Consider the following 15439-nt stretch of genomic DNA (forward strand, 5'->3'; position numbering starts at 1 on the left):
TGTGATGATGACACTCATTTTTTTACTACTGAGATGTTAGCAAATGGCATAAAATAAAAAACGCGGCACAAGACGATATAAAGGCAAAAGTATGAAGGTATTGGGGTTAGAAACATCGTGTGATGAGACGGGACTTGCGATTTTTGATAGTGAGCAAATGGATAGTGATAATCAAGGTTTGCTCGGTCAAGTGTTGTATTCGCAAATAGAGCTGCATGCGCTTTATGGTGGTGTGGTGCCTGAGCTTGCCAGTCGTGATCACATACGTAAGCTTGTGCCTTTATTAAATGAGTTGTTAGCACAATGCAACATTAGTAAAAATGAGATTGATGCGATTGCCTATACCAAAGGACCGGGACTGATTGGGGCTTTGATGACGGGTGCGTTATTTGGACGTAGCTTGGCGTATGGCTTAGATATTCCAGCGATTGGTATTCACCATATGGAGGGGCACTTGCTTGCACCGCTGATGGGCGCCAATCCGCCAGCATTTCCTTTTGTGTCGTTATTGGTGTCGGGCGGCCATACTTTGCTGATAGCTGCTCATGGTGTGGGTCGCTATGAGATATTAGGCGAATCGATAGATGATGCTGCAGGGGAGTGCTTTGATAAAGCCGCCAAGATGCTTGGCTTGCCGTACCCAGGTGGCCCCAATATCGCCAAATTGGCCGAAACTGGCAATCCAAATGCCTACGACTTACCGCGTCCCATGTTACATCGCGGCTTGGATTTTTCTTTTAGTGGTATGAAAACAGCGGTACATAATCTGATTAAAGATACGCCACTCTCAGGCGGCTCAGGAAACGGCTCTGATAGCGACCCACAAGTTCGTGCCGATATTGCTGCCAGCTTTCAATATGCCGTGGTCGATACCTTGGTAAAAAAATGCGTCAAAGCTCTTAAGCAAGCAGATATGAGCCGATTGGTGATTGCCGGCGGTGTCAGTGCCAATACTCATTTGCGTGAGACGTTAGAAGCTGAGCTGACCAAGATACATGCAACGGTCCATTATGCGCCGCCTGCTTTATGTACTGATAATGGCGCGATGATTGCTTATGCTGGTTACGAGCGCCTACAAGCTGGGCAGTCAGATGATTTGGCGGTCAGCTGTGTGCCTCGTTGGCCAATGACCGAGCTACCGGCCGTATAGTTGCTTTATTTGGCCGTACATTTATTAATGGTTATTTGATTTAGGAACCGTCTATGCAGTGGCTCGCTATTGGTTTGGGAGCAGCATTTGGTGCTTGTTTGCGGGCGTGGTTGTCGCGCTTTAATGCGCTACACAATTGGATACCACTTGGCACTTTGAGCGCTAATATCTTGGGTGGACTGCTGATAGGACTGGCATTGGTGTGGTTTGAGCGTATGGGAAGTGGTCTGCCTCCCAACGTCAAACTGTTTATTGTCACCGGGTTTTTGGGTGGATTAACCACGTTTAGTACGTTTAGTGCTGAGACCTTTGCTTTGATAAATGATGGTCGTCTATTATCAGGTTTGATGTTAATAGGTCTGCACGTTGGACTGACGTTACTGGCAACCGCGCTTGGCTTTTATTTCTTTAAGTGCGTACTTTGAGCTTTTATCGATATCACCTGCTTAATTAGTGATCTGATTTAAGTAGTTACCGAAATATAGTCTGTTTTAAATGGTCTGTTAATAAGTTTGAGGGGTGAAATCACTGGTTCTGTTGGGGTATAGCTTAAAAAAAATATATCTTATCTCGTACTGAGGCAGATAATCTCATTAAAAAGCAAAGCAGAATATCATGAAGCATTCATCTATTTTAATTTACCTAATTTTTACCTTAATACTAGGTTGGAACGTTATTGACTATATTCGTGAACCAGCTGATGATGTCGTTATCAGCTATAAGAAATTGAAAACAATGGAAGCAAAAGTTAGTACCCTAATGTCATCTGTCACACAAAGTTTAAATGAGCCAAAAGATACTTTTCAGCTGACTAAAAATTGGGGAAGTAGCCTAACTTACTACTATAATAACTATAGTACTAATATCGATATAGTTGAAAACAATATTCAATCACAGACTTATTGGAAAGAAATTTCTCCAAGAGTGCAAGATGATCCTGGCATTTTTAAGAGCTATTGTTATGGTGATACAAGCCTAAACTTAAGTCAGAATCGAATAGGAGTACCTGGCGATTTTACAGTTAGAATATCCTGGCAAAAAAACAGTTATTGCTGGAAGCAGGCAAACGGTAAAGCTTGAAAGAACGTAGTCTAGCCTTACTATTGAGATCTCTGAAAAAACAGTCCACTTTTCGCATAATTAGAGTTTATGACAAATAAGGATTAGCAGTATGTTGAATATAAACGATGTTATTAAGGTATCAAAAGATATTCAAGAGAATATCAAAGAGGGTGATGTGGGAACTATAGTACATATCTTTGGTATGACTCCTCCCGTATATGAAATTGAATTTTCTGATGATCAGGGTCGTACAATTGAAACTGTACCTTTGAAAGAAGAAGACATGAGTCTTTATTGGGTTGCTAGCACTGAAACATATATCGAATAGTTAACGGTGAATTGTCCTGACTATCAATGACTACTTAATAACCTAGTTAAAAAACCATCAATCCAAGCTCATTAATTACGCTCAGATGTACATTGATTAAATATAAAAGTCTATATTCTTTGAAACTACTTGGGCTAAAGCCAAAGATTCAAGCCCTCACTAGGGAACCATCATCCCCCCAGCGCCTATCATAACGTAGGAAAGCGGACGATATATCATAATCAAAAAATGTAGTAAACAGTGAAATATTAAACTGGTTTTACGATTCCTGCCAATAAACTGGCAAATCCTTGCATATAGGCAATATCCTGACTGGCGGTACGCGTGGCGGCATAAAGCTGGCAACGCACACCATCGCCCAGTTTTCGTGAGACCACCCAGCCTTTTTTCTCATATTCGGCCACCACCCAATCGGGCAGGGCAGCCACACCGCGTTCACTCGCAACCAATTGGATAAGCATGGCGGTCAATTCTGTTGTGCGGATACTCTTAAAGCTTGCTTGCGCGGGTGTCATAAATTTGGCAATGATATCGAGACGCTTCGCTTCCACTGGATACGCAATCAATATCTCGTCCACCAAATCTTCAGGGTTAATATGGTCTTGTGCTGCCAGATCATGGGTGGGTGAGAGTACCAAGCGACTTTCATACTCAAACAGGGGTTGATAGCTGATACCTTCTATTGGCAAGTCACTGGTGGTAATCAGCAAATCAATATCCCCCTCCATCAATAAGTGATGCGGCTCAGGCTCAAAGCCAGTCGCAAAATCTAGCTCTACATCTGACCATTCGCGGCGATAATGATTGAGTACTGGCATGAGCCAGTCAAAACAACTGTGACACTCAGACGCGAGGCGCAATCTGCCTGCTTGACCATGCGCTAAGCGTTTCAGATTGGATTTGGTGCGGGTCACTTGCGGCATGATACTGTCTGCCAGTGCCAACACCATTTTGCCTGCGGGTGTAAAAGTGAGCGGGCGGGTACGACGGTTGACTAGGCTGATGTCGTAATAATTCTCTAGCTCTTTTAGTTGGTGTGAGACAGCAGAAGCGGTCACGTGTAACTCATCGGCGGCCGCAGCAAGCGAGCCGTGTGCTCGTAGCGCTGTTAAAGTATTGAGATGGCGGAGCTCTAACATAAGATAACCTGACCACTAAGATGAGAAGCATTCATTATAATCCATATAGCGCTGACTTTCACTCAAAGCTTATGGTTAATAGCCGTTACGTAATTGGTTAGCGTCGACGTAACAATAGCTGTGAGATAATGACCAGCACTAAAGAAGCAGCAAGCAGCAGCGTTCCGATAGCGTTGACTTCTGGTTTGAGACCCACGCGTACCATCGAGTAAATACGTAGGGGTAAAATCTCATAGCTAGGGCCTGTGACAAAGGTCGACACCACCACATCATCTAATGATAAAGTAAAGGCAAGCAACCAACCGGCCATGACGGCTGGTAGAATAACCGGAATCAGTACAGTACGTACCATCGTTGACTCACTAGCGCCCAAATCGCGTGCTGCTTCCATCAGACGCTCATCCAAACTGCTTAAACGAGCAAAGACTGTGATAACCACGAAAGGCAAGCAAAACGTGATGTGCGCCAGCAGTAGTGAGACAAAGCCCAACTGCATACCAATTAATAAAAATAGTGCCAATAAGGAGATGGCAAGGACAATCTCAGGCGACATCATTAACACAAACAGCAGGCCATTAAGTAAGCCTTTACCACGAAATTTGTACCGATGCAGAGCAAGCGCGGTTAAGGTTCCAATCAAGGTTGAAACAGTGGCAGCAACCAATCCGAGCACAATAGAGTGCCAAAAAGCGTCAAGCATGGCTTGATTGTTAAAGAGCGACTCATACCACTTTAAGCTAAACCCGCCCCAGTTATAGCCAATTTTTGACTTATTGAATGACATCACCACTAAGACAATGATGGGTAAATACAATAACGCGTAAATCAGTCCTAGATAGCCTTTTGCCGCCATACTACCGATCTTGAACGAGCGTTTGTGTTTGATAGATGTGTGACTAGGCGAGTGGTGTAATGAGTTATTCGACATCAGGCCACCTCATTAAAGTCAGTTTTACCAATACGGCGACTGCTGGCACGATAAGCCAGTAGTAGCACCGCCATCGCCACTGTCAGTAGCACGCTAGCCGCTGCCCCAAACGGCCAATCGCGCGCATCCAAAAACTGGTTTTTGATGATATTACCAACCAGTAGGTTGCGTGAACCGCCCAAAATATCGGCCACATAGAACATGCCCATCGCCGGTAACAATACCAAAAGCACGCCTGAGATAATCCCAGGCGTGGTCAAAGGCAGTACCACATGCCAAAAGGTCTGCGCTTTTGACGCCCCCAAGTCTTGTGAGGCGAGCAGCATATCGTTGCGCAAATCCGTAAACACCGCATACAAGGGCAGTACCATAAAAGGAAATAGTAAATAGGTGAGGCCCGCAATCACGGCCCCTTGCGTATATAGGATATCAATAGGTGCATCGATTACACCGATGGACAATAAGGATTTATTAATCAAACCATTATTGGCAAATAGCAATTTGAGGGCATAAGTCCGTACCAAAGAGTTGGTCCAAAACGGCAGGATTAATAGCATCATGAGCAGAGGCTGCCAGCGAACTTTTGCCTTGGATACCAGCCATGCAAAGGGATAACCCAGCAATAAACAAATAACGGTTGTGATACTTGCCATCCATAATGAGTGGACAAACACTTCAAAATACAGCGGATCCATCATACGGATATAGCTATCGATGCTGACCGGCAAGCTGATAAATGCACTGCTGTCACGCGTCAAAAAACTGACCGCGATGACCAATATGTTGGGTAATAATGCAAAAATCAGCAACCAACCCCAAATCAGCCACAGGGTCGCCGTACGAAAAGGACTTTTATTGCCTAAGCTAGTACGTGCCATTAGCTGCCATCCTTTTGTACGGTTGAGTTTTGTCCATCACCTATTTGCTCAGCATTAGGATCGTCTGGCAATACCCATTCCCAGCCGTCAACCCACGAGACTTTGACTGGTTCATTCAACTTATAATCAAAGCTTGGATCGTCTTCATCAAAAAACTCAGACGCTTTGATAACATGACCATTTGCCAGCTCAATAATCGAATCTAAGGTGCTGCCTTTATAATTACTTTCGATGACGTGACCCAGCAAGCCCGTATGCGTCAGATCTTTAGGATCATAAATCCGTAAATCTTCAGGGCGCAGTAGCAAGTTCACGATATCGCCCACTTGCACCCCATTCGCAAAATCAGGAAGACGTAAGTTGCGTAAGGTGGTTGGACCTTCTTGCGCTTGTGCCTCGCAGACCTCGACCTCGATACGTCCATTGGTCACTTTACCATCACGGTCAGGCTGGTCTGGATACACGCCTTTGACCTCTGCTTTAAAGAGATTGGTCTCACCAATGAATTTGGCAGTAAATAAATTGGACGGTGTTTCATAAATCTCAATTGGTGTGCCAATTTGTTGAAACTTACCGTCTTTCATCACAGCAATGCGATCTGACATAGAAAGCGCTTCTTCTTGGTCATGAGTCACAAAAACAAAAGTAATGCCAAGCTCGCGTTGCAAACGCTTTAGCTCTGATTGCATTTGTAGGCGTAGCTTATGATCGAGTGCGGACAAAGGCTCATCTAACAATAAAAGTTTGGGGCGATTGATGACGGCACGTGCAATGGCAACTCGTTGTTGCTGACCACCTGATAAATCTTGTGGCTTACGATTGGCCAAGTGCTCTAGCTGCACCATGGCCAGCATCTCACGTACGCGAGTTTGAATCTCATCTTTGGGTACTTTTTTGAGCTTAAGACCATAGGCCACGTTTTGAGCGACGGTCATATGTGGAAACAGAGCATACTGTTGAAACACCGTATTAACGGGTCGTTTATCCGCTGGCAACCCTGCCATCTGCGCACCATCCAAATATATCGCTCCAGCATTTGGTTGCTCAAACCCTGCAATCAAGCGGAGCAAGGTGGTTTTCCCGCAGCCTGATGGACCAAGCAAGGTCAAAAATTCACCATGCCTAATATCAAGGTTGATATCGGTCAAGACCTCAGTTTGGTCATAGATTTTTTTGAGACCAGTTAGTTGCAATAGCACAGGACTTTCGTCTGCGCGCGCAGTGGCTTTGTGTGGGTTCAAAGATGAATTGGTCATAGTATCTGTTCCTAAGCCGCCAATATGCCAGTGCAATATTTAAAATAGACTGCTGTAATACCGATAAGTGATATGAGCATAAGCGCGGTCGTCTGATTGCTGCGTATTATAACAAACCCGTGATATAAATCAGTGCAAGTTCGTTAAAGTCGTACGATTGACGATGAGAGGGCGCTTTTAGTTTATGACGTTGTTGACACGTATTGATAGGTTAAAGCGCGTTATGGTATTTGTATCTCTTGCACGATTGGCGATTATTGTCAGCATATAGCCAGTCCGAAAGACAGTTCTGAATACAATAAATGCAAATATGATAACGGTCCACTGGTATCAATTTTCCTTGCTTGCTGTGCGCTTCGCATTCAAGAGGCTCCGCAAAAGTGATACCAGTGACGCTGTATTTACTGCATAGTAGATCGATTATATAACGACATTAAAACAAAATTTTTTGTCATTTTTTGGCTTTTGATGCTATACAATTACTTGGTGGCTAAGCCATATAGTAAGCCTTTACGCTTTATTAAGTCGTATCGATAAGATATTGAGAGATAAACCTTAAAGCAAAGTTAGAACCATACATTATTTTAATTGTCTGATAACAAAGGATTTCCCATGCCTAATGATAAACGCCCAAACACAGGTCAAGAAGCACTTGAGCTTTTAAAAGAAGGTAATGCACGTTACGTTGATAGCCTTAGCAGCACAGACGTTTTGATGCAGCGACGTCCAGAATTGGTCAAAGACCAAGACCCATTGGCTATTATTTTGGGTTGTTCGGATGCAAGAGTGCCAGTTGAGATTGTATTTGACCAAGGTTTGGGTGATTTGTTTGTCATTCGGGTTGCGGGTAATATCGTAGCACCTTCACAGATCGGCTCGATTGAATTTGCCGCCGAAAAATTCGGTACAAAGCTGGTTGTTGTATTGGGGCATTCACATTGCGGTGCAGTCACGGCTTGCGTAGATGCGCTTATCAACCCAGAACAAAACTACTCTCCTAACTTACAATCCATCGTCGATCGTATTCGCCCAAGCGTTTACAACTTGCACGAACTGGCGACTGCCAATGGTCAAGATGTCGATGCCGATGAGTTGGTTGATCGCTCTATTCGCGCCAATGTCCGCATGTCAGTCAGTCAGCTCAAGCATGGTTCGCGAGCGCTAGAGGATTTAACCAACAGTGGTCAATTGCTTGTCGTTGGTGCAGAGTATGACTTAGAGACAGGAAAAGTGCGGTTCTTAGACAGCTAATGTCGCTGTTATATTAGTGCTATCAAATGTATTTTCTTACAAAACCCCCTCAATCTTTTGTCTATTTTTTATTATGATGACAGGGTCAAGCGAGTCGTGACGTACATGGCTCGCTCGTTTTTCACCTTTATATTCTGTAAAAACTAGGATAATGACCATTATGTCTACTTCAGTGACCGACAATAATAATCAAACAAACATCGCCCAGCCTGAGAGCAGTATCAAGGCCGAAGGCGTCCAAGCTATCTCTGCTCAAACCACGGGCTTTACGTTCAATCACACCATGCTACGAGTCAAAGACCCTGCAAAATCCTTAGCGTTTTATACGGGTATGCTCGGTATGACGTTGCTTGCCCTAAAAAAATTCCCTGAGATGGGATTTGATTTATATTTTTTGGCCAAGCTTACGGAGAGTGAACGAGAAAACTTACCGACAGGTGATAATTTAGAAATTTTTGCCTTCCGTCAGCGTGGTATTTTAGAATTGACCCATAATTATGGTACCGAAACCCAAGCGGACTTTAGCTATCATGATGGCAATCAAGACCCACAAGGTTTTGGTCATATCTGCTTTAGCGTGCCCAATCTAGAAGAAGCGGTGGCTTGGTTTGACAAAAATGACGTTGAGTTTAAAAAGCGTCCAGAAGATGGCAAGATGAAAGGCATTGCCTTTATCAAAGACGTTGATGGCTACTGGATTGAGATCGTACAAGCCGAATTGATGCGTTAAAATAAAAACAGACTGAGTCATGCTGTTGATGGCAATTCTATATAGCCAGTAAGTACAAAGTAAACGAACCAAGCAAATCGAGGGAGTAACGTTGATATGCCTACCTCTGAGGCAGAAACAGCAGCCAATGTTTCGACAGCGGTCGAAACCGTACCACCTGAGGCGCTGACCTATCACAGCATCATCAATTCAGCAAATGAGATAGTGGTTGGCTTTCTTGAACGTATTCCTTATTTTGTAGCATCAATCGTCGTTATCCTGATTTTTTGGTTCTTATCGATTATCTTTAAAAAAGTGGTGCAAAAAGTCTTAGGCAGTCGCATTCACCATCAAAACTTGGTGAAGGTATTTCAGCGCGTAGGCGGCGCCTTGATTATCTTTGTAGGTGTGATGATTGCTATGGTAATTGCGGTGCCAGGATTCACTCCTGCCAAGTTGATTGGCGCACTTGGTATTGGCTCTGTGGCGATTGGTTTTGCTTTTAAAGATATTTTTCAGAACTTATTGTCAGGTATCCTGCTACTCATCTCAGAGCCGTTTCGTATCGGCGATCAGATCGTGTCGGGAGAATACGAAGGGACCGTTGAGGACATCAAAATTCGCGCTACAACCATCCGGACTTATGATGGGCGACAAGTGGTGATTCCCAATTCTGATTTGTACACGTCAGCATTGACCGTCAATACCGCGTATAAGCAGCGCCGTTTACAAGTCGCGGTTGGCATTGGCTACGAAGATGATATCGAGGCGGCAAAAGCGGAGATCATACAAGCACTTAATAAGGCTGATAGTGTCTCTAAAAAAGCAGAGCCGAGTGTAATAGCAACTGGTTTTGGTGATTCCACGATCGATTTGATGGTGCGCTGGTTTATCGAAGATGGTACGCAAGCCAACAAAGTGGCCTCCATTCACGAAGTTATTGTTGAGATTAAGACAGCCCTAGATACCGCAGGGGTGAACATACCATTCCCTATTAGGACGATTGATTTGAGTGATCCATCAGTGACAGCCATTGTCAAAAAACTCAATGACGAACGTGCTATCAATCATGAGCAAAATGCGAAGAGTCATAAAGGTGCGAATGAATCTGCACTAGAGTAAATTGTTTGGTACAAAATAGAATGACAAAAACCGCTGCATCACATGATGGAGCGGTTTTTTAATGATCGTAGAGGAGCATTTAGTTGGCTTTGGCTCGAAACTCTGTATGACAAGATTTACAGCTTGCACCCACTTCACTGAAGGCAGGGGCGACATCATCAACACTGGTCGCTGTCTGTGCAGCAGCGCTTAGCTCCGCCGTGACCTTTTGAAAGTTGTCAGACTCAGCACTAAAGCCATCGGCATTAGACCAGACTGCTTCAGTCGCGTTACCCGCAGCGTCTTGGTTTTCAAAGTGACTCCAAGGTGTTGAGGAATCCTCTGCCAAAAAAGCGGCTTGTTCTTTGAATACAGCAGCGTCAAATGTATCAGGTGCTTTCACCATATCACCCATGACACCCATTGCATCACCCCAGCTTTTCATACTGTCTTGACGGGTTTTTACGTCAGTATCGGTTGGGCTGCTACAAGCGGTGAGACCTAGGGCAGCTGTCATCAATGTAATACTAATAACAGACTTCAATGATTTGTTGGTATAAACCTGTGTCATATAAATTACTCCTTTAAACATGACTGATAATAGGCGGGCTATAAAGTGCTGGCCTCATGTCAAAATATTATTATAAAAATGCTATTTAAACCTAATCTAGAAGCGCCGTCACTCCTACATCATTTTTCGAGAAAATATAGGCCATTGTAACCACTATTGACGCAACAATAGTTAAGATAGTTGTTATATCCTCGTAAAATTTACACCAGTGATAGGGTCATTAGGGTTAATTTAAGTTGACTATATTCGAGGTTGTTGAAGCGACTATCATTATTGAAGCGACTATAATTATTGAAACGATGATAAAAAGACCCGCTATAAAAAAGGCCAGCAATAATAGCTGACCTTATATATTTTAAAAATACTGATGTTGATGATGGTTATGCAAAATAACTTTTATTTTTCAGAGAGCGATGCTAACTATGGTGTTAACCAATCACGCGGTTTTAGATAGTAATCGGTTAATTCAAACTCAGGGGTGCCCTCGGCCGGTTCTAGACGATAATGCCAGCTGGCGAGAGGCGGCATACTGACAAGTATGGACTCGATACGCCCATTGCTTTGCAGTCCGAATAACGTACCACGATCGTAGACGAGGTTGTATTCTACATAACGTCCACGACGATAAAGCTGAAACTCACGCTGCTCATCGGTATAAGGGGTGTTTTTACGCTGCTCAAAAATCGGTAGGATACCATCAAGATAACCATTACCAACGGCTTGCATAAAATTAAAGCAAGTCTCAAAGTCCCAGCCGCGACTGTCAGTATTGACGTCATCATAGAACAAACCACCGATACCGCGCTGCTCATCGCGATGGCGCAAATGAAAATACTCATCGCACCACTGTTTGAAATCTGCATAGACATTGTTACCAAAAGGCGCACAAAGATCATGACAGACTTGGTGCCAATGGACGCAGTCTTCGAGCACCGGATAAAACGGCGTCAAATCAAACCCACCACCAAACCACCATATCGGCTCTTCACCCGCGGCTTCTGCGACAAACAGTCGTACATTGGCATGACTGGTAGGGACATTTGGGTTAGTAGGATGAACCACCAATGAGACGCCCATGGCCTGTGCTTTACGACCAGCAATATGAGGATGACGAGCAGTAGCGGAAGCAGGTAAGTTGTGCACATGGATATGACTGAACATGACGCCCGCTTTTTCAATAACTTTGCCACCTGCTAATACGCTTGATCGTCCACCGCCTCCCTCAAGGCGCTCCCAATCATCAGGGACAAAGGTTGCGTTGCCACCGCCTGCGCGTTCTTGCGCTTCTAACGCTTGGCAAATACGGGCTTGTAAATCGACTAAAAATTCACGCACACGCACGATATCATCATTGGTGGGTGTCGTCGCGTCATCTGCTGCTGGCAGATTTTGCTTATTATCTAAAGTTGGCATACTCATAACATCTCTGCCTATTTATTAAGGTGTAGGGCGGTATTGAAGTCTTTATCCAGCAAATGTCCCATGCGGTCGCGCTTGGTCGCTAGGTACTCAGCGTTCATATCATTTACCCCAACCAATAATGGCACGCGTTCAACAACATTAATACCATGTTCAGTCAGATATGCCACTTTGTCTGGATTGTTGGTAATGAGTCTGACTGCATCTACACCCACATGTGCCAGCATCGGTCCACACATATCATAGATACGCGCATCCGCGGGCAAGCCCAACATGAGATTGGCATCTAACGTATCATGGCCTTGATCTTGAAGGGCGTAAGCACGAATTTTATTGGTCAGACCAATACCGCGGCCCTCTTGACGCAAATACAAAATAGCCCCGCAGCCCGTCTCTTGTATTGCTTGCATGGCAGTATTGAGCTGTGGTCCACAGTCGCATTTTAAGGAGCTAAAAGCATCCCCAGTCAGGCACTCTGAATGAATGCGAATCAACGGAAGCGGTCGCTCTATTGGCGTGTCATCTTGACGCACGTCTGGGATATGATCTTGGTTTTGGTCGACCGCAAACAAGCCAACGGTCAGCATCACATGCTCTTGACCATCATCGTTTTCAAAGATATGAATATCAAACTCGCCATGACGAGTTGGTAGTTTGGCGCTAGTAATAAATTGATATGACATTAATGTCCTACATAATCCGATAATCGTGTCGGTAAAGGGTATGTTATCACCACATTAAAATAGCCATGTGATCCGAGACATCTTATTTCCAAGACACATTATTATAGTTATTAAGGTATATAGTATAACCTGTTCGTAGAGACAGCGTGCTGATTGTCTTTGGGATGAAAACACACAAAGTTCACAAACGACGCACGATGATTAAAGCGACAATTAAAAAAAAATGCTATTATGCCATACTATTTTGACGGATACAGTGACAAGTCTTTGTCCTTACATTACTATGTCGTCACTTACATCCGATATTGATGCCGATGAATTCAGGCATAATATCAACCATCGGCGTTGAAGTATCATAGCTATGATTCATTACTGTCCACTATGACAGTGTATTTATGTTAAAAAAGCACAGATAGCACCCTAGTATTTGTAGGCACGTTGAAAGAGGCACGTTCCACGTTGTCCAAATAATTATATAGTCAATTACATCAATAATGATGTAGATATTATTGACGTCGCTTAGTCCGCATTATGCACTAAGACAGCGTCTTATCAGCAGATTGGTAGGTATCGTACGGTTTATGCAGCAGTCACCTTCTTCCCCACAGTCTCATTCCGTATCTGCGTCAGCGTTTGATTCTGCTGCCCAGCTGTCGAATTTACAGCAAACTTATACTGTTATTCCGCGCGTGCGTCCTGAAACGCCTCTGCTTGATGGTATTGCTACACCCTCTGATCTCAATGATTTTACAACGGCTCAATTGATCACGTTGGCTGATGAGCTGCGTCTGTTTTTGTTGTATTCAGCAGGACAAAGCGGCGGGCACTTTGGTGCCAATTTAGGGGTGGTTGAGCTGACCATTGCCTTGCACTATTTATTAGACGCACCAAAAGACCAGATCGTTTGGGATGTGGGACATCAAGCTTATGCGCATAAAGTATTAACGGGACGCCGTGAGCAGATTGGTACTATTCGCTCAAAAGATGGCTTGACTGCCTTTCCTGAGCGAGCAGAATCCGCTTATGATACTTTTGGGGTTGGACATTCATCGACATCCATATCAGCGGGTTTGGGCATGAGTCTGGCGCTGCGTTATCAAGGCCTGACGCAGACCGTTGCTTGTATTATTGGTGATGGTGCAATGACGGGCGGGATGGCGTTTGAGGCCATGAACGACGCGGTACAGCAAGACGCTGATCTCTTAGTTATCTTGAATGACAACGATATGTCGATATCGTGTTCTATTGGCGGTTTTTCACGGCATTTAGCGATGCTTTGGGAGTCGGGTTATCAGGTAGATATCTCTGACGCAGGCGAGCCTATTTTATGTCGTCGCCCTGATATGCAAACGTTCGATCGTCGCAAACGTCATAAAGAGATGCGCGATGTGCCGCAGCTAGAAGACAACTTATTCAAAGCAATTGGTTTTACGTATTTCGGCCCTTTTGATGGTCATGATATCCCTGAATTGCTGCGCGTATTATCGATTGCCAAGCAGCTAAAAGGTCCCGTTTTAATCCATATCTATACGACTAAAGGCAAAGGTTTTGCGCCTGCTGAGCTGGATCCAGTCGGTTATCATGCGATCAGTAAGTTGCCTGTGGAAACTGAGAACGACGCACAGAGCAAGGCCACAGAAGCTTCAGACATAACAGCCGCTTCAACAGTAACAACGAAACCTGCTTTGAAATACTCGCAAGTATTTGGGCAGTTTTTATGTGATAAAGCAGTTACAGATGATAAATTGCTAGCCATCACGCCTGCTATGGAAGAAGGCTCTGGCATGATCGACTTTGCGCGTCGTTTTCCAGAGCGCTTTTTTGATGTGGCGATTGCTGAGCAGCATGCTGTCACGTTGGCAGCTGGCATGGCAACGCAAGGTGTCAAGCCTATCGTAGCGATTTACTCGACGTTTTTGCAGCGTGGTTATGATCAGCTGATTCATGACGTAGCATTACAAGATTTAGATGTGATGTTTGCTATCGATCGTGCAGGCTTGGTTGGCGAAGATGGGGCAACCCATGCTGGGGTATTTGACTTAGCGTTTTTACGCTGTGTGCCTAACATGCTGATTGCAGCGCCAAAAGATGAAAATGAATGCTACCATTTGCTCAACACCTGCTATGAATACCAAGGCTGTACGGCCGTACGTTATCCACGCGGTACGGGTACAGGAGCCGTTATTACTCAGCCGGCACAAACGTACAACATCGGTGAGGCCGTAGTAGAGTCGATTCTTGGTAATGATACTGCGCCCAAAAAGCTGGCGTTATTAGCGTTTGGTACGACCGTGGCAACCGCTCAGCAAGCCGCCCAAAACCTTATCAGCGAGGATGCATCAGCAGATTGTCAGGTGCAGGTCGTTAATATGCGCTGGGTAAAGCCTCTGGATTCGGCATTGCTAGAGTCCTTATTGGCGCAAAGGGTGACTCATATTGCGACGTTGGAAGAACATGTGATTATGGGCGGCGCGGGCAGTGCGGTGAATGAGTATTTGCTCAATGAGTCGCCTGCTTTTAAACGCCATCATCCGATTATTTGCAATATTGGTATTCCTGATCGCTTCATTGCCCATGGTTCGCCAGCAGAGCAGCTTGCTGACTGCGGTTTGGATATTGATGGTGTGGTTAAACAACTCAAGCAGCTATTGTCGTAAGCAATATTTTTAAGACATGTTTTTAAGATTTGCCATGCGTATTAAAAGCGTGGGTTTTAATAGAAAAAAGCTCGATAGAGCGAACGCCTACTAGCCGTAGGTGCTGACTTTTTTACAACTTGGGCAGTATGTGATGACCATCGAATTATCGATTGGTTTGATGCGTATGGTGGTTTTTTCGTTTTTGTCGGACAATTTTAGTATAATGCGATGATTCTTTTAAGAAGAGCGTTTTAAAAGGCTCTTTTTTCATCGCATGAATACAGTGTGTGTTAGGTACGATGTGATGCAACGGCTCATTGGCATG

15 protein-coding genes are annotated in these 15439 nt (G+C 44.4%); 8 read left to right on the forward strand and 7 right to left on the reverse strand.

The features are described 5' to 3' along the window. Window positions 1-91 precede the first annotated feature (91 nt). The 4 genes from tsaD (at window position 92) to A3K91_RS01365 (ending at window position 2540) form a co-directional block, all read left to right on the forward strand. Complete coding sequence (tsaD, locus tag A3K91_RS01350; RefSeq protein WP_062843677.1) at window positions 92-1150, forward strand: tRNA (adenosine(37)-N6)-threonylcarbamoyltransferase complex transferase subunit TsaD; 1059 nt, start codon at window positions 92-94, stop codon at window positions 1148-1150. 53 nt (window positions 1151-1203) lie between these two features. Continuing rightward, window positions 1204-1575, forward strand: coding sequence for a fluoride efflux transporter CrcB (crcB, locus tag A3K91_RS01355; protein ID WP_062843678.1), 372 nt, complete (start codon window positions 1204-1206; stop codon window positions 1573-1575). A gap of 190 nt (window positions 1576-1765) precedes the next feature. Continuing rightward, entirely contained in the window at window positions 1766-2230 is a 465-nt protein-coding gene (locus A3K91_RS01360; RefSeq protein WP_062843679.1) for a hypothetical protein, read from the forward strand. 91 nt (window positions 2231-2321) lie between these two features. Further along, a complete protein-coding gene (locus A3K91_RS01365) occupies window positions 2322-2540 on the forward strand; it encodes a DUF4926 domain-containing protein (RefSeq protein WP_062843680.1) in 219 nt (72 codons plus the stop codon). Window positions 2541-2788: 248 nt separating this feature from the next. On the opposite strand, the gene A3K91_RS01370 is transcribed toward A3K91_RS01365, so the two are convergent. The 4 genes from A3K91_RS01370 to potA form a co-directional block, all read right to left on the reverse strand. Next, entirely contained in the window at window positions 2789-3679 is an 891-nt protein-coding gene (locus A3K91_RS01370) for a LysR family transcriptional regulator (RefSeq protein WP_062843681.1), read from the reverse strand. Window positions 3680-3776: 97 nt separating this feature from the next. Next, window positions 3777-4607 (reverse strand): spermidine/putrescine ABC transporter permease PotC, encoded by an 831-nt coding sequence (gene potC / locus A3K91_RS01375; protein ID WP_084387216.1) that lies wholly within the window; start codon window positions 4605-4607, stop codon window positions 3777-3779. Then, a complete protein-coding gene (gene potB / locus A3K91_RS01380; RefSeq protein ID WP_062843682.1) occupies window positions 4607-5485 on the reverse strand; it encodes a spermidine/putrescine ABC transporter permease PotB in 879 nt (292 codons plus the stop codon). Before potB ends, potC begins: the two co-directional genes overlap by 1 nt. After that, window positions 5485-6741 (reverse strand): spermidine/putrescine ABC transporter ATP-binding protein PotA, encoded by a 1257-nt coding sequence (gene potA / locus A3K91_RS01385; RefSeq protein WP_062843683.1) that lies wholly within the window; start codon window positions 6739-6741, stop codon window positions 5485-5487. The genes potB and potA overlap by 1 nt, the downstream gene beginning before the upstream one ends. Before the next feature lie 612 nt (window positions 6742-7353). On the opposite strand from potA, the gene A3K91_RS01390 reads away from it, so the two are divergent. The 3 genes from A3K91_RS01390 to A3K91_RS01400 all read left to right on the forward strand — a co-directional run bounded on the left by A3K91_RS01390 (window position 7354) and on the right by A3K91_RS01400 (window position 9823). Next, on the forward strand, window positions 7354-7992 hold the full coding sequence (locus A3K91_RS01390) for a carbonic anhydrase (protein WP_062843684.1): 639 nt from the start codon (window positions 7354-7356) through the stop codon (window positions 7990-7992). A gap of 160 nt (window positions 7993-8152) precedes the next feature. After that, window positions 8153-8722 (forward strand): lactoylglutathione lyase, encoded by a 570-nt coding sequence (gene gloA / locus A3K91_RS01395; protein WP_062845799.1) that lies wholly within the window; start codon window positions 8153-8155, stop codon window positions 8720-8722. Between the two features lie 96 nt (window positions 8723-8818). Continuing rightward, window positions 8819-9823, forward strand: coding sequence for a mechanosensitive ion channel family protein (locus A3K91_RS01400; protein WP_062843685.1), 1005 nt, complete (start codon window positions 8819-8821; stop codon window positions 9821-9823). Between the two features lie 79 nt (window positions 9824-9902). On the opposite strand, the gene A3K91_RS01405 is transcribed toward A3K91_RS01400, so the two are convergent. The 3 genes from A3K91_RS01405 to ribA all read right to left on the reverse strand — a co-directional run bounded on the left by A3K91_RS01405 (window position 9903) and on the right by ribA (window position 12475). Beyond that, complete coding sequence (locus A3K91_RS01405) at window positions 9903-10373, reverse strand: c-type cytochrome (RefSeq protein WP_062843686.1); 471 nt, start codon at window positions 10371-10373, stop codon at window positions 9903-9905. 420 nt (window positions 10374-10793) lie between these two features. Then, window positions 10794-11792 (reverse strand): oxygen-dependent coproporphyrinogen oxidase, encoded by a 999-nt coding sequence (gene hemF / locus A3K91_RS01410; RefSeq protein ID WP_062843687.1) that lies wholly within the window; start codon window positions 11790-11792, stop codon window positions 10794-10796. An 11-nt stretch (window positions 11793-11803) separates the two neighbouring features. After that, the gene (gene ribA, locus A3K91_RS01415; protein WP_062843688.1) at window positions 11804-12475 is read right to left on the reverse strand and encodes a GTP cyclohydrolase II; all 672 of its coding nucleotides are present in this window, start codon (window positions 12473-12475) and stop codon (window positions 11804-11806) included. A gap of 581 nt (window positions 12476-13056) precedes the next feature. On the opposite strand from ribA, the gene dxs reads away from it, so the two are divergent. After that, window positions 13057-15132, forward strand: a complete 2076-nt coding sequence (dxs, locus tag A3K91_RS01420; protein ID WP_062843689.1) for a 1-deoxy-D-xylulose-5-phosphate synthase — start codon at window positions 13057-13059, stop codon at window positions 15130-15132. Window positions 15133-15439: the final 307 nt, after the last annotated feature.

The organism is Psychrobacter alimentarius, from assembly GCF_001606025.1.
In the GTDB taxonomy this organism is placed as follows: Bacteria; Pseudomonadota; Gammaproteobacteria; order Pseudomonadales; family Moraxellaceae; genus Psychrobacter; species Psychrobacter alimentarius.

What these genes read in the sequence shown, in the direction of transcription:
- tsaD (WP_062843677.1), top strand. Translation starts at nt 92, where the DNA reads ATGAAGGTATTGGGGTTAGAAACATCGTGTGATGAGACGGGACTTGCG.
- crcB (WP_062843678.1), top strand. Translation starts at nt 1,204, where the DNA reads ATGCAGTGGCTCGCTATTGGTTTGGGAGCAGCATTTGGTGCTTGTTTG.
- A3K91_RS01360 (WP_062843679.1), top strand. Translation starts at nt 1,766, where the DNA reads ATGAAGCATTCATCTATTTTAATTTACCTAATTTTTACCTTAATACTA.
- A3K91_RS01365 (WP_062843680.1), top strand. Translation starts at nt 2,322, where the DNA reads ATGTTGAATATAAACGATGTTATTAAGGTATCAAAAGATATTCAAGAG.
- A3K91_RS01370 (WP_062843681.1), bottom strand. Translation starts at nt 3,679, where the DNA reads ATGTTAGAGCTCCGCCATCTCAATACTTTAACAGCGCTACGAGCACAC.
- potC (WP_084387216.1), bottom strand. Translation starts at nt 4,607, where the DNA reads ATGTCGAATAACTCATTACACCACTCGCCTAGTCACACATCTATCAAA.
- potB (WP_062843682.1), bottom strand. Translation starts at nt 5,485, where the DNA reads ATGGCACGTACTAGCTTAGGCAATAAAAGTCCTTTTCGTACGGCGACC.
- potA (WP_062843683.1), bottom strand. Translation starts at nt 6,741, where the DNA reads ATGACCAATTCATCTTTGAACCCACACAAAGCCACTGCGCGCGCAGAC.
- A3K91_RS01390 (WP_062843684.1), top strand. Translation starts at nt 7,354, where the DNA reads ATGCCTAATGATAAACGCCCAAACACAGGTCAAGAAGCACTTGAGCTT.
- gloA (WP_062845799.1), top strand. Translation starts at nt 8,153, where the DNA reads ATGTCTACTTCAGTGACCGACAATAATAATCAAACAAACATCGCCCAG.
- A3K91_RS01400 (WP_062843685.1), top strand. Translation starts at nt 8,819, where the DNA reads ATGCCTACCTCTGAGGCAGAAACAGCAGCCAATGTTTCGACAGCGGTC.
- A3K91_RS01405 (WP_062843686.1), bottom strand. Translation starts at nt 10,373, where the DNA reads ATGACACAGGTTTATACCAACAAATCATTGAAGTCTGTTATTAGTATT.
- hemF (WP_062843687.1), bottom strand. Translation starts at nt 11,792, where the DNA reads ATGAGTATGCCAACTTTAGATAATAAGCAAAATCTGCCAGCAGCAGAT.
- ribA (WP_062843688.1), bottom strand. Translation starts at nt 12,475, where the DNA reads ATGTCATATCAATTTATTACTAGCGCCAAACTACCAACTCGTCATGGC.
- dxs (WP_062843689.1), top strand. Translation starts at nt 13,057, where the DNA reads ATGCAGCAGTCACCTTCTTCCCCACAGTCTCATTCCGTATCTGCGTCA.